A 19,085-nucleotide genomic window follows, 5' to 3' on the forward strand; every position below is an offset into this window, starting at 1 on the left:
GACCCGAACCTTTCGAAAGAAGCAGTGATCCACATGGCCAAGCGAATCGACGTAAGCGGGCTGACCGCCTACTACGGCGCCCACAAGGCGATCGAAGACATCTCGATGACGGTCGAGCCGCGCTCGGTGACGGCCTTCATCGGCCCCTCCGGCTGCGGCAAGTCGACCTTCCTGCGCACCCTGAACCGCATGCACGAGGTCACCCCCGGCGGCCGCGTCGAGGGCAAGGTCCTCCTGGACGACGAGGACCTGTACGGACAGGGCATCGACCCCGTCGCCGTGCGCCGCACCGTCGGCATGGTCTTCCAGCGCCCCAACCCCTTCCCCACCATGTCGATCTTCGACAACGTGGCGGCGGGCCTGCGCCTCAACGGCTCGTACAAGAAGTCCGAGCTGAACGACGTCGTGGAGAAGTCCCTCAAGGGCGCGAACCTCTGGAACGAGGTCAAGGACCGCCTCAACAAGCCCGGCTCGGGCCTGTCCGGCGGCCAGCAGCAGCGTCTGTGCATCGCCCGCGCCATCGCGGTCGAGCCCCAGGTCCTGCTGATGGACGAGCCCTGCTCGGCCCTGGACCCGATCTCCACCCTCGCCATCGAGGACCTGATCGGGGAGCTCAAGGAGCGCTTCACGATCGTCATCGTGACGCACAACATGCAGCAGGCCGCCCGCGTCTCCGACCGCACCGCCTTCTTCAACCTGGCCGCGGTCGGCCGCCCCGGCAAGCTCGTCGAGATAGACGACACGGAGCGGATCTTCTCCAACCCGTCCGTCCAGGCCACCGAGGACTACATCTCCGGCCGCTTCGGCTGAGCCGGACCTCCTCCCCCAGCCCCTCGCGGTGCTGCATGGCGGTGCCACCGCGAGGACAAAGAAGCGGGCCCTCCCCTGAATCAGGGGAGGGCCCGCTTGCTGCGCGGAGCAGGAGGAGAAGCGCGGAGCGCGACCCCCTACAGCACCGCCGCGTTCACGATCCAGAAGCTCACCGCGGCCACGACACCGGCCGCCGGCATGGTGATGAACCAGCCCAGGATGATGTTCTTCGCGACGCCCCATCGCACGGCGTTGACGCGCTTGGTCGCGCCGACGCCCATGATCGCGGAGGTGATGACGTGCGTCGTGGAGATCGGCGCCTTGAAGAGGAACGCGGTGGCGAACATGATCGACGCCCCCGTGGTCTCCGCGGCGAAGCCCTGCGGCGGGTCCAGCTCGATGATCTTGCGTCCCAGCGTCCGCATGATCCGCCAGCCGCCGGCGTAGGTGCCGAGCGACAGCATCACGGCACAGGCGATCTTCACCCAGACCGGGATCGGGTCGTCGGAGCCCTGCACGTCGCCGATGACGAGGGCCATCACCACGATGCCCATCGTCTTCTGGGCGTCCTGCAGACCGTGCCCGAGCGCCATGCCGGCCGCCGACACCGTCTGGGCTATCCGGAAACCGCGCTTGGCCTTGTGCGGGTTGGACCGGCGGAACAGCCACATGATCGCGCACATCACCAGATAGCCGACGAGCAGGCCGACCACCGGCGAGATGAACATCGGGATGACGACCTTGTCCAGGACGCCGGACCAGATGACACCCGTGCCGCCGGCCAGAGCCGCGCCCACGAGTCCGCCGAACAGCGCGTGGGACGAGGACGACGGCAGGCCGAAGTACCAGGTCACCAGGTTCCAGGCGATGGCGCCGATGAGCGCCGCGAAGAGGATGCCCATCCCCTTCGAGCCCTCGGGCGTCTCGATCAGGCCCTTGCTGACGGTGTGCGCGACCCCGCTGCCGAGGAAGGCACCGGCGAGGTTCATCACCGCGGCCATGGCGAGCGCCGCCCGCGGGGTCAGCGCCCGCGTGGAGACCGACGTGGCGATGGCGTTCGCCGAGTCGTGAAATCCGTTCGTGTACGTGAATCCGAGCGCGACCCCGATGGTCACGATCAGTGCGAAGGTGTCCATGAAGAGGTCAGGACTCCTTGACGGCGATGGTCTCCACCGTGTTCGCCACGTGCTCGAACGCGTCCGCCGCTTCCTCCAGCACGTCCACGATCTGCTTGAGCTTCAGCACCTCGATGGCCTCGTACTTGCCGTTGAAGAGCTGGGCGAGCAGCTTGCGGTGGATCTGGTCGGCCTGGTTCTCGAGGCGGTTGACCTCGATCCAGTACTCGGTCAGGTTGTCCATGGTCCGCAGGTTCGGCATGGCCTCGGCGGTCAGCTCCGCCGCGCGGGCCAGCACCTCGATCTGCTGCTCCACACCCTTGGGAAGCTCCTCGACCTGGTACAGCACGACCAGGTCGACGGCCTCCTCCATGAAGTCCATGATGTCGTCGAGGGACGAGGCGAGGTTGTAGATGTCCTCGCGGTCGAACGGCGTGATGAACGAGGAGTTCAGTTGGTGGAAGATCGCGTGCGTGGCGTCGTCACCGGCGTGTTCCGCGGCCCGCATACGCTCTGCGATCTCGGCCCGGGCGGAGGAGTCCGCCCCGAGCAGTTCCATGAGGAGCTTCGAGCCCGTGACGATGTTGTCCGCGGATGCGGCGAACATGTCGTAGAAGCTCGTCTCCCTGGGGGTCAGACGAAAGCGCACGTGGGGTCCTCGGGGTCCTTTTGTTTCGGTCAGGCTGATGCTAGGCGCATCATCCGGCCACGGCTAACCGGCCGTCCCCCAGTGTCGCCCATCGGGCACAGTGCTCCGCACGGGGTCCCGGTCCCGGCGCCGGGCAAGGGCCACATACCCCGTGAAGTTCGATACCATATACCCACCAGGGGTATATGTAACCGGCGAACCAGACAGGTTTGCCGCCGGATCAGCAGGAGGACGCGATGACGACCACCGAGGCCGGCGCGACGGCGCCCTCCGGCCGGCCCGAGGACGCCCCGACGGACCACGACCGGGGTGTGCACGGGTACCACAAGCAGAAGGACGAGCACCTCAAGCGGCTGCGCCGGATCGAGGGCCAGATCCGCGGCCTCCAGCGCATGGTCGACGAGGACGTCTACTGCATCGACATACTCACCCAGGTCTCCGCCTCCACCAAGGCGCTGCAGTCCTTCGCGCTCCAGCTCCTGGAGGAGCACCTGCGCCACTGCGTCGCGGACGCGGCAGTCAAGGGCGGCGCCGAGATCGACGCGAAGGTCGAGGAGGCCACGAAGGCCATCGGCCGGCTGCTGCGCACCTGAGCCCCGGGGCGTGCCCCGGCCCGGCGGTCGGCGGCGGTGTCTCTCGGGGTGCGCATCCTCGCCGAGAGCCAGGAGTGTGCGTACTCGCGGAGACTAGGAGTGCGCGTCCTCGCGGAGGGCGCGCTCCTCGGCCACTTTCAGGACCGCGTCGATACTCTCCAGGCTGAGCCGGTCCTCGTCGGCGGCCGAGGCCGCGATGATCAGTTCTCCGCACAGCTCGATCTCGGCGAGAGCCACGTGGTCCTGAACCGCCGTACCGCCGACCGGAGCCACGTACCTCACCTCTTCCTGCCGTCACCGGCTTCCTAGAGTAGGGAGCGGCCTACACGACGCGCATGGCACCAACGGACCATTTCCGGCCCCGCGCATTCCGGCCTCTCCCGCGCCTCCACGATGCCCTACGGCTCCGCGATCCGGCCCGCGAAGATGTCGGCGGACCCGGGGAGCCGCACGTCCACCGGCGTCCCGAAGGCGTACAGCAGAGTCGTCGAGGCGACCGCGACCGCGTCCTTGCGCACGCCGTTCACGAAGCTGAAGCGGTGCCGGACCTTGCGGACGCGCCCCTCGTCGTCGAGGTAGGCGTCGAAGGGCACCTCGACCGTGGCGAACCCTTTCGCCGCCGCCTTCAGCGCCTGCCGGTGCCCGTCGGAGGCCTCCTTCGCGGCGACGACCAGGTCGGCGGTGCCGCGGTAGTGCCGGACCGGGGTGCCCGCGACCTCGGTCGATCCGACGTACGTCGCCGTGCGCGTCCCGCGCAGCAACTCCGCCGCGGCGAACGGGTCGGTGGCCCCGCCCGTCACCAGGTTCCCGTCGGAGAGGCCGGCCGTCTCGACGCGCACCCACTTGTCGGCGGGCACCCCGGCGCCCCGGTTCTTCATGAACAGGGCACCCGGCGCGAGGAGTTCGGTGATGGGCCGGTGACCGGGGGCGCCCGCCGGATCCTGAGGGAGCATCACCTTCAGCCGTCCCAGGCGTCCTTCGAAGTCGTACACACCCTCGCCGCGGATGGTGACGCGTGTCCCGCCGGTGGCCATCTCCATCGACGTACGGGCCTTGGAGCTACCCGCTCGCACCAGCGCGGCGGCCGATCCCCGCAGCACCTCGACGGCGTCGGCGCCGGTGCGCCCGTCCTCGGCGACCGCCCCGCCGCCCGCACACCCGGTACCGCAGACCGCGACCCCCAGCGCGGTGACGACGGCGACGAGCGCCGGTCCGGTCCGCCTGTGCTCCCGCTCCACCATCGCCTGCCTACCCCCAAGCCGGTCCATCCGTCTACGGGCCCCCTGTGACCCGGTTAACGACGGGTATCAGTCCCCGTCACGCGTACTCCGGCCGTTCACTTGCCTTGGGTAACGTGTCGGCGTGGCGCAGCAGAACGATGTGGACGCTTCCCGGGAACACCGCACGACGACGATCGAGCAGGGCCGCTTCTGCCTGGCCCGCTGCACCTGCGGCTGGCGCGGTCCGGCGCGAAGGGCCCGCAGCCTGGCAAGAACGGACGCGGCGACCCACGCCGAGTCCGGCTGACCCACCCTCCCGGACCGCCCCGGGGTTTGCGCCGGGCGCCTCGGGCGACAGGAGTGTCCTGGGGGTGCGACCTCCGGGAGCGGGGCGAAAAGGGGCGTAGAGGCCCAAACCCCCTCACCGCGGCGGCCGTACGGCCCGGGAGGGAACCCCCGGGTCCGCCACCCCGTCTCGTCCCAGGGGAGCGGGAGCCATCGGGAGGGCACACATGTACCGGCGCACATTCATAGGCGGGGCCACCGCCGCACTGACGGCGGCGGCCACGACCGCGTGCAGCGGCCACGACAGGGCGGGCGCCGGCGGCGGCGCCGCGGAACGGACCGCGTCCCGCACCACGACGACCACGGCCACCCACGCCGCGGCGGCGGCGGCGAACTGGACCGGCCTGGCCAGGGACCTCGACGGCCCCCTGATACGCCCGGGCGACGGCTCCTGGCCGGCCGCCCACCAGCTCTACAACACCCGCTTCGACACCCTGAAGCCCGCCGCCGTCGCCTACGTGTCCCACACCGACGACATCCGCACCGCCCTCGCCTACGCCCGCGCCCACGGCGTGAAGGTGTCGATCCGCAACGGCGGCCACTCCTACGCGGGCTGGTCCTCCGGCAACGGCCGTCTGGTCGTCGACGTCTCGAAACTGAGCCGCATCCGCGCCTCGGGCGGCGAGGCCGTCATCGGCGCCGGGGCCAAGCTGATCGACGTGTACCGGGCGCTGGCCGCGAAGGGCGTCACGATCCCCGCCGGCTCCTGCCCGACCGTCGGCGTCTCGGGCCTCACCCTCGGCGGCGGCCACGGCGTCGTCTCCCGGGCGTACGGCCTCACCTGCGACAACCTCACCGGGGCGACCCTGGTCACCGCCGCGGGCAAGCAGCTCACGGTGAGCGCGAGCGAGCACAAGGACCTCTTCTGGGCCCTGCGGGGCGCGGGCAACGGCAACTTCGGCGTCGTCACCGAACTGCGCTTCCGGACCCGTCCGGCGCCCCAGTGCGTGACGGCGTACATGTCCTGGCCGTGGTCCAGGGCCGCCGCCGCGTTGAAGGCCTGGCAGGAGTGGGGGCCGGACCAGCCCGACGAGATCTGGTCGTCCTGCCACCTCGCGAGCGCACCGGGCGGCACCCCCACGGTCTCCGTCTCGGCGTTCTCCCTCGGCACGTACGGCGAGCTCCAGAACGCCGTGGACCGGCTGGCCGACCGGATCGGCGCCCCCGCCCGCAGCGTCTCGCTCAAGCGGCGCTCGTACGAGGAGTCGATGGAGGTGTACGCGGGCTGCTCCGCGTTCGCCGAGGACGCCCAGTGCCATCTGCCGGGCTCGACCCCGGGCCGCAGTCCGCGGGGCGCCCTGGGCCGGGAGACCTACGCGGCCCGCTCGGACTTCTTCGACCGCTCGATCCCGGCGGCCGGGGTGCAGACGCTCCTGACGCAGATGGCGGGCGTCCGCGGCGGCTCCGGCAGCATCGCGCTCACCGCGCTGGGCGGAGCGGTCAACCGGGTCTCACCGACGGCGACGGCCTTCGTCCACCGGCGCTCCCGGATGCTCGCCCAGTACATCGCCTCGTGGCGGGCGGGCACCTCCGGCACCGCCGCCCAGGGCTGGCTGGACACCGCCCACCACGCCATGTCCCGGCACGCCTCGGGCGCCGCGTACCAGAACTACACGGACCCGACCCTCACCGACTGGCGCAAGGCGTACTACGGCGACGCGGCCCCCCGCCTGACGGCGCTGAAGAAGCAGTACGACCCGGACCGCTTCTTCACCTTCCCCCAGGCGCTCTGACGCCGCTCAGGCGGCCAGGTCCCGGTCCTCGGGCCGCTCCGTGAGAGCGGCCCCCGGGATGAGCGCGTCCCGCTCCGCGGGCACCCCACCGCGGGCCCGGACCAGCCGGCCGGCCCGCGGGGACCGCTCGACCGCCCGGACGACCGGTGTCAGCAGGGCCATGGCGAGCGGCGAGAGCAGCAGGGCGACGGCGGTGCCGAGCGCGAACCCGCCGACGACGTCCGTCGGGTAGTGCACGCCCATGTAGACCCGGCAGAAGCCCTCCAGGAGCGCGAGGCCGATGCCGGCGAGGCCGAACTTCCGGTGCGCGACGAAGAGTCCGACGCCCATCGCCATGGTGAGCGTGGCGTGGTCGCTGACGAACGAGAAGTCGGTCTTCCCGGAGACCAGCACGTCCAGTCCGCGGTGGTCGACGAAGGGCCGCGGGCGCTCCACGAAACCCCTTATCGGCACGTTCACCAGGACGGCGATCCCGGCCGCCAGCGGCGCCCAGACCAGCGCGGCCACCGAGGGCGCCGCGTTCTCCCCGCCGCGCCGCCGGACCGTCCACCAGCACCAGAGCACGAGCAGCACCATGGCGAGCAGCAGGCCGTACTCGCCCACGAACTCCATGACGCGGTCGAACCAGTGCGGCGCGTCCTTGGCCAGGCCATTGATGTCGTAGAGCAGGCTGACGTCGGGGTTGGAACCGGAATCGGCGAGTCCAGCCATTGCGCTGAGGCCCCTTCGTCGTCTTTTCTCCCACGGCCGCACACGCTCGTGCGCCGCTCGGTGCCACCCCCGTGAACCGCGTTCCTCTGTCTGGACACGCGTTACGTCAACAGGAACGCACAGTCCCCTTCCGTACGTTCCACCCTCCACCGAATGATCACGCAGACGTTACCGAAGAGAGATCCATCGCCGCAGCTCAGAGGGTTGATTCCGGCAGGTTTCAGACCGCCGTGGGGAGTGCTTTCGCGCCATCTTCCGTCACTCGGGTCGCACCGAAGTAGTCGGGGGTGTCGACCGGGTCGAATCGGATGACGGCACCCGTGCGCGGTGCGTCGATCATGTACCCGCCGCCGACGTAGATGCCCACGTGCCGGATGGTCCGCGAATTGGTCAGGTCGTCCGAGAAGAAGACCAGGTCCCCGGGCAGCAGTTCGTCGCGGCTCGGGTGCGGACCGGCGTTGTACTGGTCGTTGGCGACGCGCGGCAGCGTGACGCCGACACTCTCGTACGCGGCCTTCGTCAGCCCCGAGCAGTCGAAGCGTCCGCCCTGGTCGGCGGTGCCGTTGCCACCCCAGAGGTAGGGGGTGCCGAGCTTCTTCTGCGCGTAGTAGATGGCCCCCGCGGCCTGCTCGGACGGATCGACCCGGGTCACCGGAGCGGCGAAGCTCTTCTCCAGCGTCGTGATCGTCTTCACGTAGTTCTGCGTCTCCTTGTACGGCGGCACGCCCCCGTACTTGATGACCGCGTACGCGCCCGCGTTGTAGGCGGCGAGCATGTTCTCGGTCTGGTTCCCCGGGGCGTCCTTCACGTACTTCGCGAGGGTGCAGTCGTACGAGGCGGCCGAGGGGATCGCGTCGTTCGGGTCCCAGACGTCCCGGTCGCCGTCCCCGTCGCCGTCGACCCCGTGCGTGGCCCACGTACCGGGGATGAACTGCGCTATCCCCTGCGCCGCCGCCGGACTCTTGGCCCGCGGGTTGAACCCGCTCTCCTGGTACAGCTGGGCGGCCAGCAGCGCGGGGTTGATCGCGTCGCAGAGGTTGCCCCACTTCTTCACGAGGTCCTGGTAAGCGGCCGGCACGGCGCCCTTGGCGAGCCCGACCGAGCCGCCGCCCACGCCGTTGGTGAGGTTCCCGGCGACGAGGTAGACGCCCGCGACGAGCAGCATCACGAGGCTGAGCCCCGCCCCCGCGGCGGCGAGCGCCACGACCCCAGCCTTACGCACCGTCAACCGCCCCTCACCGCACAGGAGTCCGCCGACGTCAGTGTAGAGGCGGCCCCGGCGGCGCGGGATGATCACGCACGAGAAGAAACCGCACGTGGCGGACGGGTCCTGGCGGCACGATCGGTCCGGACGCGGTCCGCACGCCACGCAAGACGGTTACACGCCAAAATCGGCTTCGTCGCGTTCCGGCGTACACAGTCCGGGATGTGACGGCGGATCAACACCGGGGGTTTCGCCGGCTCTCACGTGCCTTCCGGGAAGTGGCCGTCCCACCCTCTCCCCCGGAGGGTGACCGGCTCCTCGCGCCCCGCCCGGGGAGTCCGCCCGTCCCGCCGGGCTCACCGCTCGGCGGACGCCGTGCGGTGGAGCGCGGCCGCCTCCTCGCCGAGGACGACGCTGTAGGAGACGTCGGCCGTGTTCCCGCCCTCCTCGTGGCCGCCGATGACGCCGACGACCCGCCCGTCGCCGTTGACCCACGGGCTGCCGCTGGTGCCGCCGGTGAAGCCGGGGCACTCCACGCGCTGCTGGGTGCCGCTGTGCGCGCTCGGCCTCGCGGTACACGTGACCGGCACCTCGCGGGACCTCGGGTACCCGGTCACCGTCACTGCGGTCGCCCCGGTGGCCTGCCCGATGGCGAGGGGACTGCCGCCGACGACGTCCTCGACCTCCAGCCCCGCCAGGTCGTCCACGACGGCGAACGCGAGGTCGCTGTCCTCGTCGCGGTCCCGCCGCCACGCCTCGGCGACGTACGTCCTGCCGACGTCCCAGACGCCGTACGGCGCCCTGCCGTCCCGGTAGCCGGGCGCGAACCGGAACCTCCCGCCGCCGTCCAGGCAGTGCGCGGCGGTGACGATCAGGTTCCGTCCCTCGCTGTGCACCACGGACGCCGTGCAGAAGTGGCCGCCCGCCAGGGCGCCCGTGCCGCGGAACAGGGCGCCGACGCGGGCCGTCGGCCAGGTCGCGGGCGCGTCCACGGTCACCCCGAGCGGTCCGACGCCGTCGTCCGCGGCGGCCACCGAGGAGGTCGTGGCGGCCAGCACGAGGACCACGGCGGACAGAGCGTGCCGCCGTGGACTCCCGGGACGAGTGGTGCGCCGCATCACCCGTCCACTTTGACCCAGCCCCCCGGAAAAATCTCCGCGACCCGGAGAGCAAAGGCCGACAGGCATCCGGTAAGCCCCGAACCCCGCACGCACCCATGACGGACGCCCTCGCCCGCACCCCGAATCGCCCCGGCGGGGTCACCCCTCCCCGTACGCCACCGTGAAACCGGTGACCCCACGACCGTCGTCCCTACCACCTAGGAGAAGTGGGACGCCGGCGTACGAGGCGTACGGACAGGCGAGACCGGCCACTTCGCACGCGTACAGGAGGACCGAGCGATCTTAGAACCGACGACAACCCGCCGCACCCTGCTCACCACGGCCGCAGCGGTCACCTCCACGGCGGCGCTCGCGCTCACCGCCGGCTCCGCGCACGCCGACCCCGGCGCCCGGGACGCCCGTTCCCGTCTGCGGGAGCTGGAGGAACGTCACGGCGCCAGGGTGGGCGCGTTCGCCCACAACCTGAGGACCGGGAGGACCGTCGGCCACCGGGCCGGGGAACGCTTCCCCATGTGCTCGGTGTTCAAGACCCTCGCGGTCGCCGCCGTCCTGCGGGACCTGGACCGGCACGGCGAGACGCTCGCCCGGCGGCTCCACTACACCGCCGCGGACGTGGCGGCCGCCGGAGGCGGGGCGATCACCGTCAAGCCCGAGAACGTCGCCGCCGGCATGACCATCGCCGAACTGTCCGACGCGGCGATCCGCTACAGCGACAACCTGGCGGCCAACCTGCTGCTGCGCGAGCTCGGCGGGCCCACGGCCGTCACCCGGTTCTGCCGCTCGCTCGGGGACCGGCGGACCCGCCTGGACCGCTGGGAGCCGGAACTGAACACGGCGGAGCCCTGGCGCCGGGAGGACACCACCACCCCGGCGGCCATCGCCCGCACCTACGCCCGCCTGACCCTGGGCGACGCCCTGTGCGAGCGGGACCGCACCCGCCTGACGGCCTGGCTCCTCGGGAACACGACCAGCACCAAGCGCTTCCACGCGGGCCTGCCCGCGGACTGGTCCATCGCCGACAAGACGGGCACCGGCTCCCACGGCACCGCGAACGACGTGGGCATCGCCTGGACCCCGGACGGCACCCCCGTCGTCCTGGCCGTCCTCACCACGAAGCCCGCGCGGGACGCCGCCCCCGACGACGAGCTGGTGGCCGGGACGGCCGACGTCCTTGCCACGGCGGTGACCTGAGAGGGCGTCGGTCCGCCCGCTCCCCCTTGTCGCCCGGTTCCGGATCCGGAGATAACCTCTGTATCGGACAGGCACCGCCCGGAACGGGCCGGTCAGTTTCCGTCCGCACCGCGGACCGCCCCGGGAGGGTCCCGAGGCGTAAAAGGGGTTAACGACGGAACCACACGACAGGTTCCGGTTCGACTTCATTGCCCGGCGTGACCTGCCGTGATACACAGAGTGACCATACGACCCCTTGCCATCCGTCCCGCGCTCCCGAGAGGGTGCCCCGCGGGACGGCGGGCAAGGGATTCGCACGAAACCCGCCAACCAATGACGTCAAGTCGACATACGACAGCGTCTTTGTCGGCGAGAATGAGCTGACCTCTGCGCAGTGGCAGGGGGTGGAGAGAACTACCCACAAGGGGCGGTGACTTACATGCTTTTCGCAGCCGAAAAGGGCGACATCACCACGATCATCGGCGGGATCGCTCCGGACTGGGGGCCCTTCGGCAGCCTGGGCAACGAGGCGAAGGTGATGATCGAGGTCGTGATGGCGGTCGCCATCCTGCTGTGCCTCGGGATCGCGATCTGGGGTGCCGCGAAGCAGCGGATCGGCGCGACGGCGCTGCGCGACACCTTCAGCGCCGAGCAGGGCAAGGGCCTCATCATCGCGGGACTGACGGGGGTCTTCATCATCGGCTCCCTCGGCACGCTCTTCACCATCGTCTACGGCATGGCCGTCTAGACCCGGCCGGGCGCGCCCGGTGCCCCCTCCGACCCACCCGTCCGTCGTGCCCACCGGCTGAGGTTGCGTTTCCCTGATGTCCAGTCACCACACCGCGCCCGCGCGGGAACCAGCACGGCTACCGTCGTACTGCTACGCGTTTCGGTACGAGGCGTTTCGGTACGAGGTCGAGGGGGCGTGCGCGGTATGAGTCTCGGTGACGATCATGGTTACGGTGACACCTCCCGCGGTGACGACGGCGGGTACGGCGGCTCCGGGCAGACCCGGACGCGGCTGCCCGACCGGGGTGGCGACGTCTACGGCGGTGCCCGGCGGGGCCGGTCCTCGTCCCGGAGCCTGATCACCGTCGTCGGTGTCGTCGTCCTGCTCATCGCGGCGATCGCCTTCGCGAACCGCGGCGAGGACGACGCCCCTTCGGGGTCGGGCGGCGGCGACAAGGCGGAGACCGCCCCGACGGCCCCCTCCGGGGAACGCCCGGTCCAGTCGAAGACGGGGGACATCCCCACGGGGTACGCACACGACCAGCAGGGCGCGGAGTCCGCCGCCAGCAATTACGGGGTCGCGCTGGGTTCGACGGGGATGTTCAACACCGCTCAGCGGCACGTGATCGTCGACACCGTGTACGCGCCCGAAGTCGCGGCCGCGCGGCAGGACGACTTCGACAAGGCGTACTCGAGCGAGAAGTTCCTGACCAACATCGGCTTGAGCAAGGACGGCTCCGCGCCCAGTGGACAGACCTTCGTCTCACGCATCATCCCGGTAGGCACCAAGGTCACGGCCTCGACCACCGACAGCGCGAAGGTCGAACTCTGGTACACGTCGCTGTTCGGTCTGTCCGGCGAGGGGTCTACGAACCCTGTGTCCGAGAGCTGGTACACGACCACGTACGAACTGAAGTGGATCAACGGTGACTGGAAGGTCACCGACTTCACGCAGAAGGACGGTCCCGTGCCGGTCGGACGCGACCAGAAAGCCTCCACCGCCGATGACATGACGAAGGCCGTCCAGGAGTACGGAGGGTTCACGTATGCCCGCTAGCCATCGCGTACTCAAGATCGCCGGTGTCGTGACCGCCGTTCAGGCCACGTCGGTACTGCTGGCCACACGCGCTTTCGCCGCCCCCACCCCGACTCCGAGCAATGACCCCTGCGACCTGATCCGCGGCCCCGCCAAGAACTACTGCGAGCGCGGTGACAACCGGCGTGGGGCGACCCGGGGTGGGACCGACGGGCCCGATCTCACTTCCCCCCTCGACCCCCTCTCCTCCCTGGCCAAGGGCTGTGCCGACGCCGCTTCCTGGACCGTCGACAAGCTCTCGGAGGCCGTGAAGGAGACGGCCAACGTCGACTACACGAACCCCAAGTTCCTCCAGCAGTACGCCGTCGTGTTCGCCGCGTCGACGATCCTCACGCTGCTGCTGTGGCTGCTCGCGGTCGCGAAGAGGGCGGTGCGGGGCGTCCCGCTCACCACCGCCCTGTCCGAGGCCGTCGGCTTCCTCTGGCTGACCGTGCTGGCCTCGGCCTTCACGCCGCTGATCCTCTACACGGTCGTCTCGGCGACGGACGGCGTCAGCGACGTGCTGGCGAAGACGACGGGCAACCAGACCGACGCGTTCTTCGGCACGTTCTCCGAGGCCCTCGCCAAGGGCGACGACATCGGCGGCGGCCCCATCATGCTGATGCTGGTCTCGCTGATCTCGATCGTCGCCGCCGGAGTCCTCTACCTGGAGCTGTACCTGCGCGCGGTCCTGCTGTACGTCGGCGCCCTCCTCGGCGTCGTCGTCTACGCGGGACTCGTCGACAAGAACCTCTGGGGCCACGTCCGCCGCTGGGCGGGCGTGATGATCGCGGTGATCCTCGTCAAGCCGGTGATCGTGATCGTCCTCGGCCTCGCCGGGGCGCTCGCCTCCGACGGCGGCCCCGACTCGCTCGCCGCGATCGTCTCCGGCCTCGCCATCATCCTGCTGGCCATCTTCGCGAGCGGCATGATCTACCGCTTCGTCCCCGGCTTCGGCGACGAGATCGCCAACTCCCGCAACAACCGCATCATGCAGGGCGCCGAAGGCAAGGCCGCGGCCGTGATGAGCTCGCCGGCCACCCTCGTCGCCCAGGGCATCAAGACCCACAGCACCCGCACCGACAGCGGCGGCGGTGGAGGCGGCGGCCAGTCGTCCCCCCGTCCCGCCAACCCCGCGTCCGGCGGTGTGGCCGCGCACAGCACGCGTACGCCCGCGGGAGGCGGCGGATCTGTCCCCTCCGCCGCACCCCCGCCGCGTACCAGCCCGGCCAACACCCCCCACGCGAGCAACGCCCGCAACAGCAGTACCAACCGCACGGGAGGTGAAGGGCGTTGACGACCGAGTCCCACGTGTCCCATCCGGTCACGCCCCGCCGTACATATCTGATCGGCCGCGCCCGGCCGAACGCGATCGTCGGCCGGAACCGCGAGTCGGGCGAGATCGCGCTCATCATCGTGGGCGCGTTCCTCGGCATGATGTGCGGACTCCTCGTCCCCGTCCTCGCCCTGCGCATCGTGCTCCTGATGGGCTTCCCGCTGCTGGCGCTCGCCGCGGTGTACGTCCCGTACAAGCGGCGGACCTTCTACAAGTGGTTCGAGATCAACCGCAGTTACAAGCGCTCCCTGCGCCGGGGCACCGCCTACCGGTCCCACGTCATGGAGGCCGGCACCCGGATCGACGGACGCGAGGTCGAGATCGGCCCCCCGCCGGGCATCGGCCGCATCAGCTGGCTCGCGGCCCCCTTCGGGCCGGACGAGATCGCCGTGCTGCTGCACGCCGACCGCCGTACGGTCACCGCCGCCATCGAGATCGAGGGCCCCGGCGTCGGCCTGCGGGACAGCGAGGACCAGGAGGCCCTCGTCGACCGCTTCGGGACCCTGCTGAAGCACGTCGCGAACGGCGACGGCTTCGTCACCAGGATCCAGATGCTCGCCCGCACGCTCCCCGCCGACCCGGACGCCCACGCCAAGGACGTCGCCGTACGCGGGGACGACCGGGCACCCGGCTGGCTCCAGCAGTCGTACGACCAGCTCCAGTCGATGGTGTCCACCAGCAGCGAGCAGCACCGCGCGTACCTCGTCGCCTGCATGCACTACTCGCGCGAACTCGCCGCCGAGGCCCAGGCCATGGCCCGCGCGGCCCGGCCGCACGGCGGCAGGAAGCTCGACCGGGACGCGGGGCTCGCCGTCGTCATGGCGCGCGAGCTGACCGACATCTGCTCCCGGCTCCAGGAAGCGGACATCCGCGTACGGCAGCCGCTCGGGCAGGGCCGTCTCGCCTCGCTCGTGCACTCCATGTACGACCCGGACCACCCGATCGACCACATCCAGGCGATGACGAAGCGCAACGCCTGGCCGGCCGAGCTGGACGCGATGGAGCCGACGTACCTCCAGGCGAAGACCCGCGAGTCCTCCACCCGCGAGCCCTGGTGCCACGCCACGGCCTGGGTGAAGGAGTGGCCGATGACCCCCGTCGGCGTCAACTTCCTCGCCCCGCTGCTGGTCCACACGCCGGACGTCATCCGGACGGTCGCCGTCACGATGGACCTCGAACCCACCGAGGTCGCCATCGAGCGGATGCTGACCGAGAAGACGAACGACGAGGCGGAGGCCAGCCGCGCCGCCAAGATGAACCGCACCGTGGACCCGCGTGACATCGCCTCCCACAACCGTCTCGACCAGCGCGGCGAGGACCTCGCCAGCGGTGCCGCCGGCGTGAACCTCGTCGGCTACATCACGGTGTCCTCGCGCAACCCCGAGGCGCTCGCCCGCGACAAGCGGACCATCCGCGCGTCGGCCGGGAAGTCGTACCTGAAGCTGGAATGGTGCGACCGCGAGCACCACCGCGCGTTTGTGAACACACTGCCGTTCGCCACCGGAATCCGCAGGTAGGGGCTGATGCACTGATGCGGGATCCGCTCTCCGTCCTCACGGACGCCTTCACGTCCTTCCTCTTCGGCAAGGTCGAGACGACCCGCCTGCCGGTGCGTACGTCGACGGGCCAGGCCCAGGCGGTCTACCTGCCGACCGCCGCACCCGGCCTCGGCGACTCCGGCGTGATCATCGGACGCGAGGTGTACTCCGGCAAGGGCTACATCTACGACCCGTTCCAGCTCTACGGCCAGCAGCTCCCCGCTCCGCACTGGCTGGTGCTCGGCGAGTCCGGCAACGGCAAGTCGGCGCTGGAGAAGACGTACGTCATGCGCCAGCTGCGGTTCCGCGACCGGCAGGTCGTCGTCCTGGACGCCCAGGGCGAGGACGGCGTCGGCGAGTGGAACCTCATCGCCGAGGAACTCGGCATAACTCCTATCCGGCTCGACCCCACGGCCGCCCTGGACATGGGGATCCGGCTCAACCCGCTCGACCCGGCGATCACCACGACCGGGCAGCTCGCGCTGCTCCGGACGATCATCGAGGTCGCGATGGGCCACGGCCTGGACGAGCGGTCCGGCTTCGCGCTGAAGGTCGCGCACGCCTACGTGAACGAGACGATCGTCGAGCGCCAGCCGGTGCTCACCGACATCGTCGAGCAACTGCGCCACCCCGAGCCGGAGTCGGCCGAGGCGATGAACGTCGCCATAGACGACGTACGGGCCTGGGGGCTCGACGTCGCCCTGGTCCTGGACCGGCTGGTGGACGGTGACCTGCGGGGCATGTTCGACGGCCCGACGACGGTCGGCATCGACCTGGACGCCCCGCTCATCGTCTTCGACCTGTCCCACATCGACCGGAACTCCATCGCGATGCCGATCCTCATGGCCATCGTGGGCGTGTGGCTGGAGCACACGTGGATCCGGCCCGACCGCAAGAAGCGCATCTTCCTGGTCGAGGAGGCGTGGCACATCATCAACAGCCCCTTCGTCGCCCAGCTGTTCCAGCGGCTGCTGAAGTTCGGGCGCCGGCTCGGTCTGTCCTTCGTGGCGGTGGTCCACCACCTGTCCGACGTGGTGGACGGGGCGGCGGCCAAGGAGGCGGCGGCGATCCTGAAGATGGCGTCGACGCGGACCATCTACGCCCAGAAGGCGGACGAGGCACGGATGACGGGCCGGGTCCTCGGGCTGCCCCGCTGGGCGGTCGAGATCATCCCGAGCCTCACCCCGGGCATCGCGGTGTGGGACGTGAACGGCAACGTCCAGGTGGTCAAGCACCTGATCACGGAGACCGAACGGCCACTGGTGTTCACGGACCGCGCGATGACCGAGTCCTCCGAGGACCACCTCGCCCACGACGCCCTGCGCGCCGCGGAACTGGAGGCCGAGGAGCGGGCCGCGGCCTTCATGGAACAGCACCTGAACGACCTCGACGGTTCGTCCGAGTCCACGGTGGCATGAACGACGGCATGACCGGTGCCGGAGACGGCGTGCGTACGACGCCGGCACGAGACGCGAGAACGGCGGCGTGAGATGAGACGGGACGAACGCGCCCCTCGCCCCGAGGGCGACGGAGGCATTCCCGACGGTCTGCTGGTGGGGATCCTCGCGTTCCTCCTCGGCATGACGCTGATGGTGTGGTCGGCGACGGGCCTCGCCGGCCTGTTCGCCCACGGTGTCTGGCCGGACGCCGTGACCTTCGGCCGTACGCCGCTGGCCATGCGGCACCTCATCGGCCGCCCGCACGACATCCCCGGCGCCTGGCCGGACACCCCCGGCGGCCAACTCTCCGGCTACGGCCTGTTCTGGGGCCTGTTCATCGGCCAGCTGATGATCCTCGTGGTGCTCACGGTCTTCGTCATGGGCACGGTGGCCCGCTGGCGCGCGACGAAGCCGAAGAGACGCGCCGCTCAACTCCCGGAGCCGACCGAGGGCCTGACCGTCCGGGAGGACCCCGCCAAGCAGGCCCCAGCGCCCCTGGAGCGGCTGGAAGGGGCGCCCGGACGGGAAGACCCGGCACCACGGCCGGAGCGCCCGGCACAGCCCCTGGAGCAGACCGCGCCGGAACCCCTCACACAGTTGAGCGCGATGCCTCCCGCCGTCCCGTCCCCCGTCGCCGGCTGGGACACCCCGGCCCCCCTGGTGCCCCCGCAGCGGAGCCCCGTCTTCCTCGGCCCCCCGGACACCCGCCACCCCCTCGCCGTCCAGGCGGTGCGGGACGCGGAGGGCGCCGCCCTCGTCATCACCTCCAGCCCCGCCGTCTGGTCGGAGACCAAGGACGCCCGGGCCAAGCTCGGCCCCGTCCTGCTCTACGACCCCGCGCACCTGTGCGACACCCCGGCCCGCCTCCACTGGTCCCCCGCGGCCGGCTGCGAGGACCGGGACACCGCCAGGGCGAGAGCCGCCGCTCTCCTCGCCCCGGTACGCCCGGGAGCGAAGGTCGACCAGGCGATGGCCGACGTGGCGGAAACGCTCCTCCGCAGCTACCTGCACGCGGCCGCGGTCGAGGGCAAGGCCATCCGCCACGTCCACCGCTGGGCCCAGGGCAGCCAGGTCCAGGACGCCGTACGGGCCCTGCGCACGAACCCGAAGGCCGCCGCGGGCTCGGCGGGCGAACTGGAGGCGGCCCTCACCTCGCACCCCGAACGCCGCGACATCGCCCAGGAGTTGACGGCGAGAGCGCTGTCCTCGCTCTTCACGGTGAACGTGCGCGAGTCCTGCACTCCCAACCGAACTGATGCACTCACCTTGGATTCCTTCGTCAACGAAGGGGGCACGCTTTATGTGGTCGGTGAACCCATCGAGGACCCCAAGGCGAATCCCGGCGCGATGCCGCTCCTGACGGCCCTCGCCTCAAGCGTGGTCGAGCGCGGCCGGCGCATGGCCGAACGGTCATCCTCCGGTCGCCTCGACCCACCACTCACGCTCGTCCTTGACGACGTCGCCGCGGTCGCCCCGCTCCCCCAGCTCCCGGATCTGCTCACCGGCGGAGCGGAGCGGGGCCTGCCCACGCTGGCCCTGCTGCGGTCACAGGAACAGAGCCGCTCGCGCTGGCCGCAGTACGACCTCCCGGTCTGAGGACGCCCGTCCGCTCAGCGGTCCGCCCTCACGGTCAGCGCCGCCTGACCTCGAACTCGATCTCCCGCTCCTCGGGGTTCCCCGGCACGGCGGCCGTCGCTCCGGTGGGTACGAAGCCGGCCTTGCGGTAGGCCGCCTCCGCACGGGAGTTGCGTTCGTGGACGAACAGCCGCACCCGCTCCAGGCCGAGCCCCCAGGACCACTCCAGGGCCGCGTCGAGCAGTGCGCCGATCAGCCCGTTGCCGCGCTGCCCGTCGCGCACGAACACCCCGACGACGTGCCCCTGGGACTCCTCGACCGCGCCCCCGAAAGGATCGTGCGTCCCGGCCTTCTCGACGAGCACGGTCAGCGAGCCGGCCCACTCCCCGTCCGGCCCCTCGGCCACGAACTGCTGACGCTCCGTCGTGCCCTCGGCGGCCCCGGCGGCCCGCTCCCGCCAGTACGAGTCGGGTCGCGCAGCAGCTTCCTCGTACGCCTCCAGGAAGGCGATGGGAGCGACGGGGTCCTGGAGCGCGGCGAGCCGGAGCGCCTTCACGGCGGGCCATTCGTCGGCACGTATGGAACGGATCACGTGGGTCATGCAGCCACCGTAATACCGCGGGAATTCACGTACAACGCAGAAAACCCCCGTACCGGTATCCCCGGTACGGGGGTTCTCTTTCAAAATTTGTTCGGCGGCGTCCTACTCTCCCACAGGGTCC

19 protein-coding genes are annotated in these 19,085 nt (G+C 70.7%); 11 read left to right on the plus strand and 8 right to left on the minus strand.

Annotation, left to right across the window (positions count from 1 at the left end; all coding sequences use genetic code 11):
- The first annotated feature begins 33 nt into the window (after window positions 1-33).
- Window positions 34-810 carry a phosphate ABC transporter ATP-binding protein PstB gene (gene pstB / locus ACFYQQ_RS23985; protein WP_355783931.1) on the plus strand — a complete coding sequence of 259 codons (777 nt, stop codon included), beginning with the start codon at window positions 34-36 and terminating at the stop codon, window positions 808-810.
- Between the two features lie 137 nt (window positions 811-947).
- Here the strand turns inward: pstB and ACFYQQ_RS23990 are convergent, their stop codons facing one another.
- Complete coding sequence (locus ACFYQQ_RS23990) at window positions 948-1,946, minus strand: inorganic phosphate transporter (protein ID WP_355783928.1); 999 nt, start codon at window positions 1,944-1,946, stop codon at window positions 948-950.
- A 7-nt stretch (window positions 1,947-1,953) separates the two neighbouring features.
- Window positions 1,954-2,574 carry a DUF47 family protein gene (locus tag ACFYQQ_RS23995; protein ID WP_355783925.1) on the minus strand — a complete coding sequence of 207 codons (621 nt, stop codon included), beginning with the start codon at window positions 2,572-2,574 and terminating at the stop codon, window positions 1,954-1,956.
- Window positions 2,575-2,810: 236 nt separating this feature from the next.
- Between ACFYQQ_RS23995 and ACFYQQ_RS24000 the strand changes: the two genes are divergently transcribed.
- On the plus strand, window positions 2,811-3,167 hold the full coding sequence (locus ACFYQQ_RS24000) for a metal-sensitive transcriptional regulator (RefSeq protein WP_355783922.1): 357 nt from the start codon (window positions 2,811-2,813) through the stop codon (window positions 3,165-3,167).
- 93 nt (window positions 3,168-3,260) lie between these two features.
- Here ACFYQQ_RS24000 and ACFYQQ_RS24005 read toward each other — a convergent pair whose 3' ends face one another.
- Window positions 3,261-3,449 (minus strand): hypothetical protein, encoded by a 189-nt coding sequence (locus ACFYQQ_RS24005; protein ID WP_355783919.1) that lies wholly within the window; start codon window positions 3,447-3,449, stop codon window positions 3,261-3,263.
- A gap of 116 nt (window positions 3,450-3,565) precedes the next feature.
- Window positions 3,566-4,408: a hypothetical protein gene (locus tag ACFYQQ_RS24010; RefSeq protein WP_356169700.1), complete on the minus strand. Its 843-nt coding sequence runs from the start codon at window positions 4,406-4,408 to the stop codon at window positions 3,566-3,568.
- 121 nt (window positions 4,409-4,529) lie between these two features.
- Between ACFYQQ_RS24010 and ACFYQQ_RS24015 the strand changes: the two genes are divergently transcribed.
- Window positions 4,530-4,694 carry a hypothetical protein gene (locus ACFYQQ_RS24015; protein ID WP_356169702.1) on the plus strand — a complete coding sequence of 55 codons (165 nt, stop codon included), beginning with the start codon at window positions 4,530-4,532 and terminating at the stop codon, window positions 4,692-4,694.
- Window positions 4,695-4,899: 205 nt separating this feature from the next.
- Window positions 4,900-6,465, plus strand: coding sequence for an FAD-binding oxidoreductase (locus ACFYQQ_RS24020; RefSeq protein ID WP_388905047.1), 1,566 nt, complete (start codon window positions 4,900-4,902; stop codon window positions 6,463-6,465).
- A 6-nt stretch (window positions 6,466-6,471) separates the two neighbouring features.
- Here ACFYQQ_RS24020 and ACFYQQ_RS24025 read toward each other — a convergent pair whose 3' ends face one another.
- The 3 genes from ACFYQQ_RS24025 to ACFYQQ_RS24035 all read right to left on the minus strand — a co-directional run bounded on the left by ACFYQQ_RS24025 (window position 6,472) and on the right by ACFYQQ_RS24035 (window position 9,498).
- Window positions 6,472-7,176, minus strand: a complete 705-nt coding sequence (locus tag ACFYQQ_RS24025) for a phosphatase PAP2 family protein (protein ID WP_355779656.1) — start codon at window positions 7,174-7,176, stop codon at window positions 6,472-6,474.
- Window positions 7,177-7,396: 220 nt separating this feature from the next.
- The gene (locus ACFYQQ_RS24030; protein WP_355779653.1) at window positions 7,397-8,404 is read right to left on the minus strand and encodes a bifunctional lytic transglycosylase/C40 family peptidase; all 1,008 of its coding nucleotides are present in this window, start codon (window positions 8,402-8,404) and stop codon (window positions 7,397-7,399) included.
- 332 nt (window positions 8,405-8,736) lie between these two features.
- Complete coding sequence (locus ACFYQQ_RS24035; RefSeq protein WP_355779651.1) at window positions 8,737-9,498, minus strand: serine protease; 762 nt, start codon at window positions 9,496-9,498, stop codon at window positions 8,737-8,739.
- 420 nt (window positions 9,499-9,918) lie between these two features.
- Between ACFYQQ_RS24035 and bla the strand changes: the two genes are divergently transcribed.
- The 7 genes from bla (at window position 9,919) to ACFYQQ_RS24070 (ending at window position 18,384) form a co-directional block, all read left to right on the plus strand.
- Window positions 9,919-10,692, plus strand: coding sequence for a class A beta-lactamase (bla, locus tag ACFYQQ_RS24040; RefSeq protein ID WP_388905051.1), 774 nt, complete (start codon window positions 9,919-9,921; stop codon window positions 10,690-10,692).
- A 418-nt stretch (window positions 10,693-11,110) separates the two neighbouring features.
- Window positions 11,111-11,419 (plus strand): hypothetical protein, encoded by a 309-nt coding sequence (locus ACFYQQ_RS24045; RefSeq protein ID WP_099503752.1) that lies wholly within the window; start codon window positions 11,111-11,113, stop codon window positions 11,417-11,419.
- A gap of 186 nt (window positions 11,420-11,605) precedes the next feature.
- Window positions 11,606-12,457, plus strand: a complete 852-nt coding sequence (locus tag ACFYQQ_RS24050; protein WP_355779648.1) for a hypothetical protein — start codon at window positions 11,606-11,608, stop codon at window positions 12,455-12,457.
- Window positions 12,447-13,772 carry a hypothetical protein gene (locus ACFYQQ_RS24055; protein WP_355779644.1) on the plus strand — a complete coding sequence of 442 codons (1,326 nt, stop codon included), beginning with the start codon at window positions 12,447-12,449 and terminating at the stop codon, window positions 13,770-13,772. The genes ACFYQQ_RS24050 and ACFYQQ_RS24055 overlap by 11 nt, the downstream gene beginning before the upstream one ends.
- Window positions 13,769-15,328 (plus strand): SCO6880 family protein, encoded by a 1,560-nt coding sequence (locus ACFYQQ_RS24060; protein WP_355779642.1) that lies wholly within the window; start codon window positions 13,769-13,771, stop codon window positions 15,326-15,328. Before ACFYQQ_RS24055 ends, ACFYQQ_RS24060 begins: the two co-directional genes overlap by 4 nt.
- 14 nt (window positions 15,329-15,342) lie before the next feature.
- Window positions 15,343-16,767, plus strand: a complete 1,425-nt coding sequence (locus ACFYQQ_RS24065; protein WP_356169717.1) for an ATP-binding protein — start codon at window positions 15,343-15,345, stop codon at window positions 16,765-16,767.
- A gap of 72 nt (window positions 16,768-16,839) precedes the next feature.
- Window positions 16,840-18,384 (plus strand): type VI secretion protein, encoded by a 1,545-nt coding sequence (locus tag ACFYQQ_RS24070; RefSeq protein WP_388905048.1) that lies wholly within the window; start codon window positions 16,840-16,842, stop codon window positions 18,382-18,384.
- Window positions 18,385-18,418: 34 nt separating this feature from the next.
- Here the strand turns inward: ACFYQQ_RS24070 and ACFYQQ_RS24075 are convergent, their stop codons facing one another.
- Window positions 18,419-18,964: a GNAT family N-acetyltransferase gene (locus tag ACFYQQ_RS24075; protein WP_355789962.1), complete on the minus strand. Its 546-nt coding sequence runs from the start codon at window positions 18,962-18,964 to the stop codon at window positions 18,419-18,421.
- Window positions 18,965-19,085: the final 121 nt, after the last annotated feature.

The organism is Streptomyces sp. NPDC005496, assembly GCF_042872045.1.
In the GTDB taxonomy this organism is placed as follows: Bacteria; Actinomycetota; Actinomycetes; order Streptomycetales; family Streptomycetaceae; genus Streptomyces.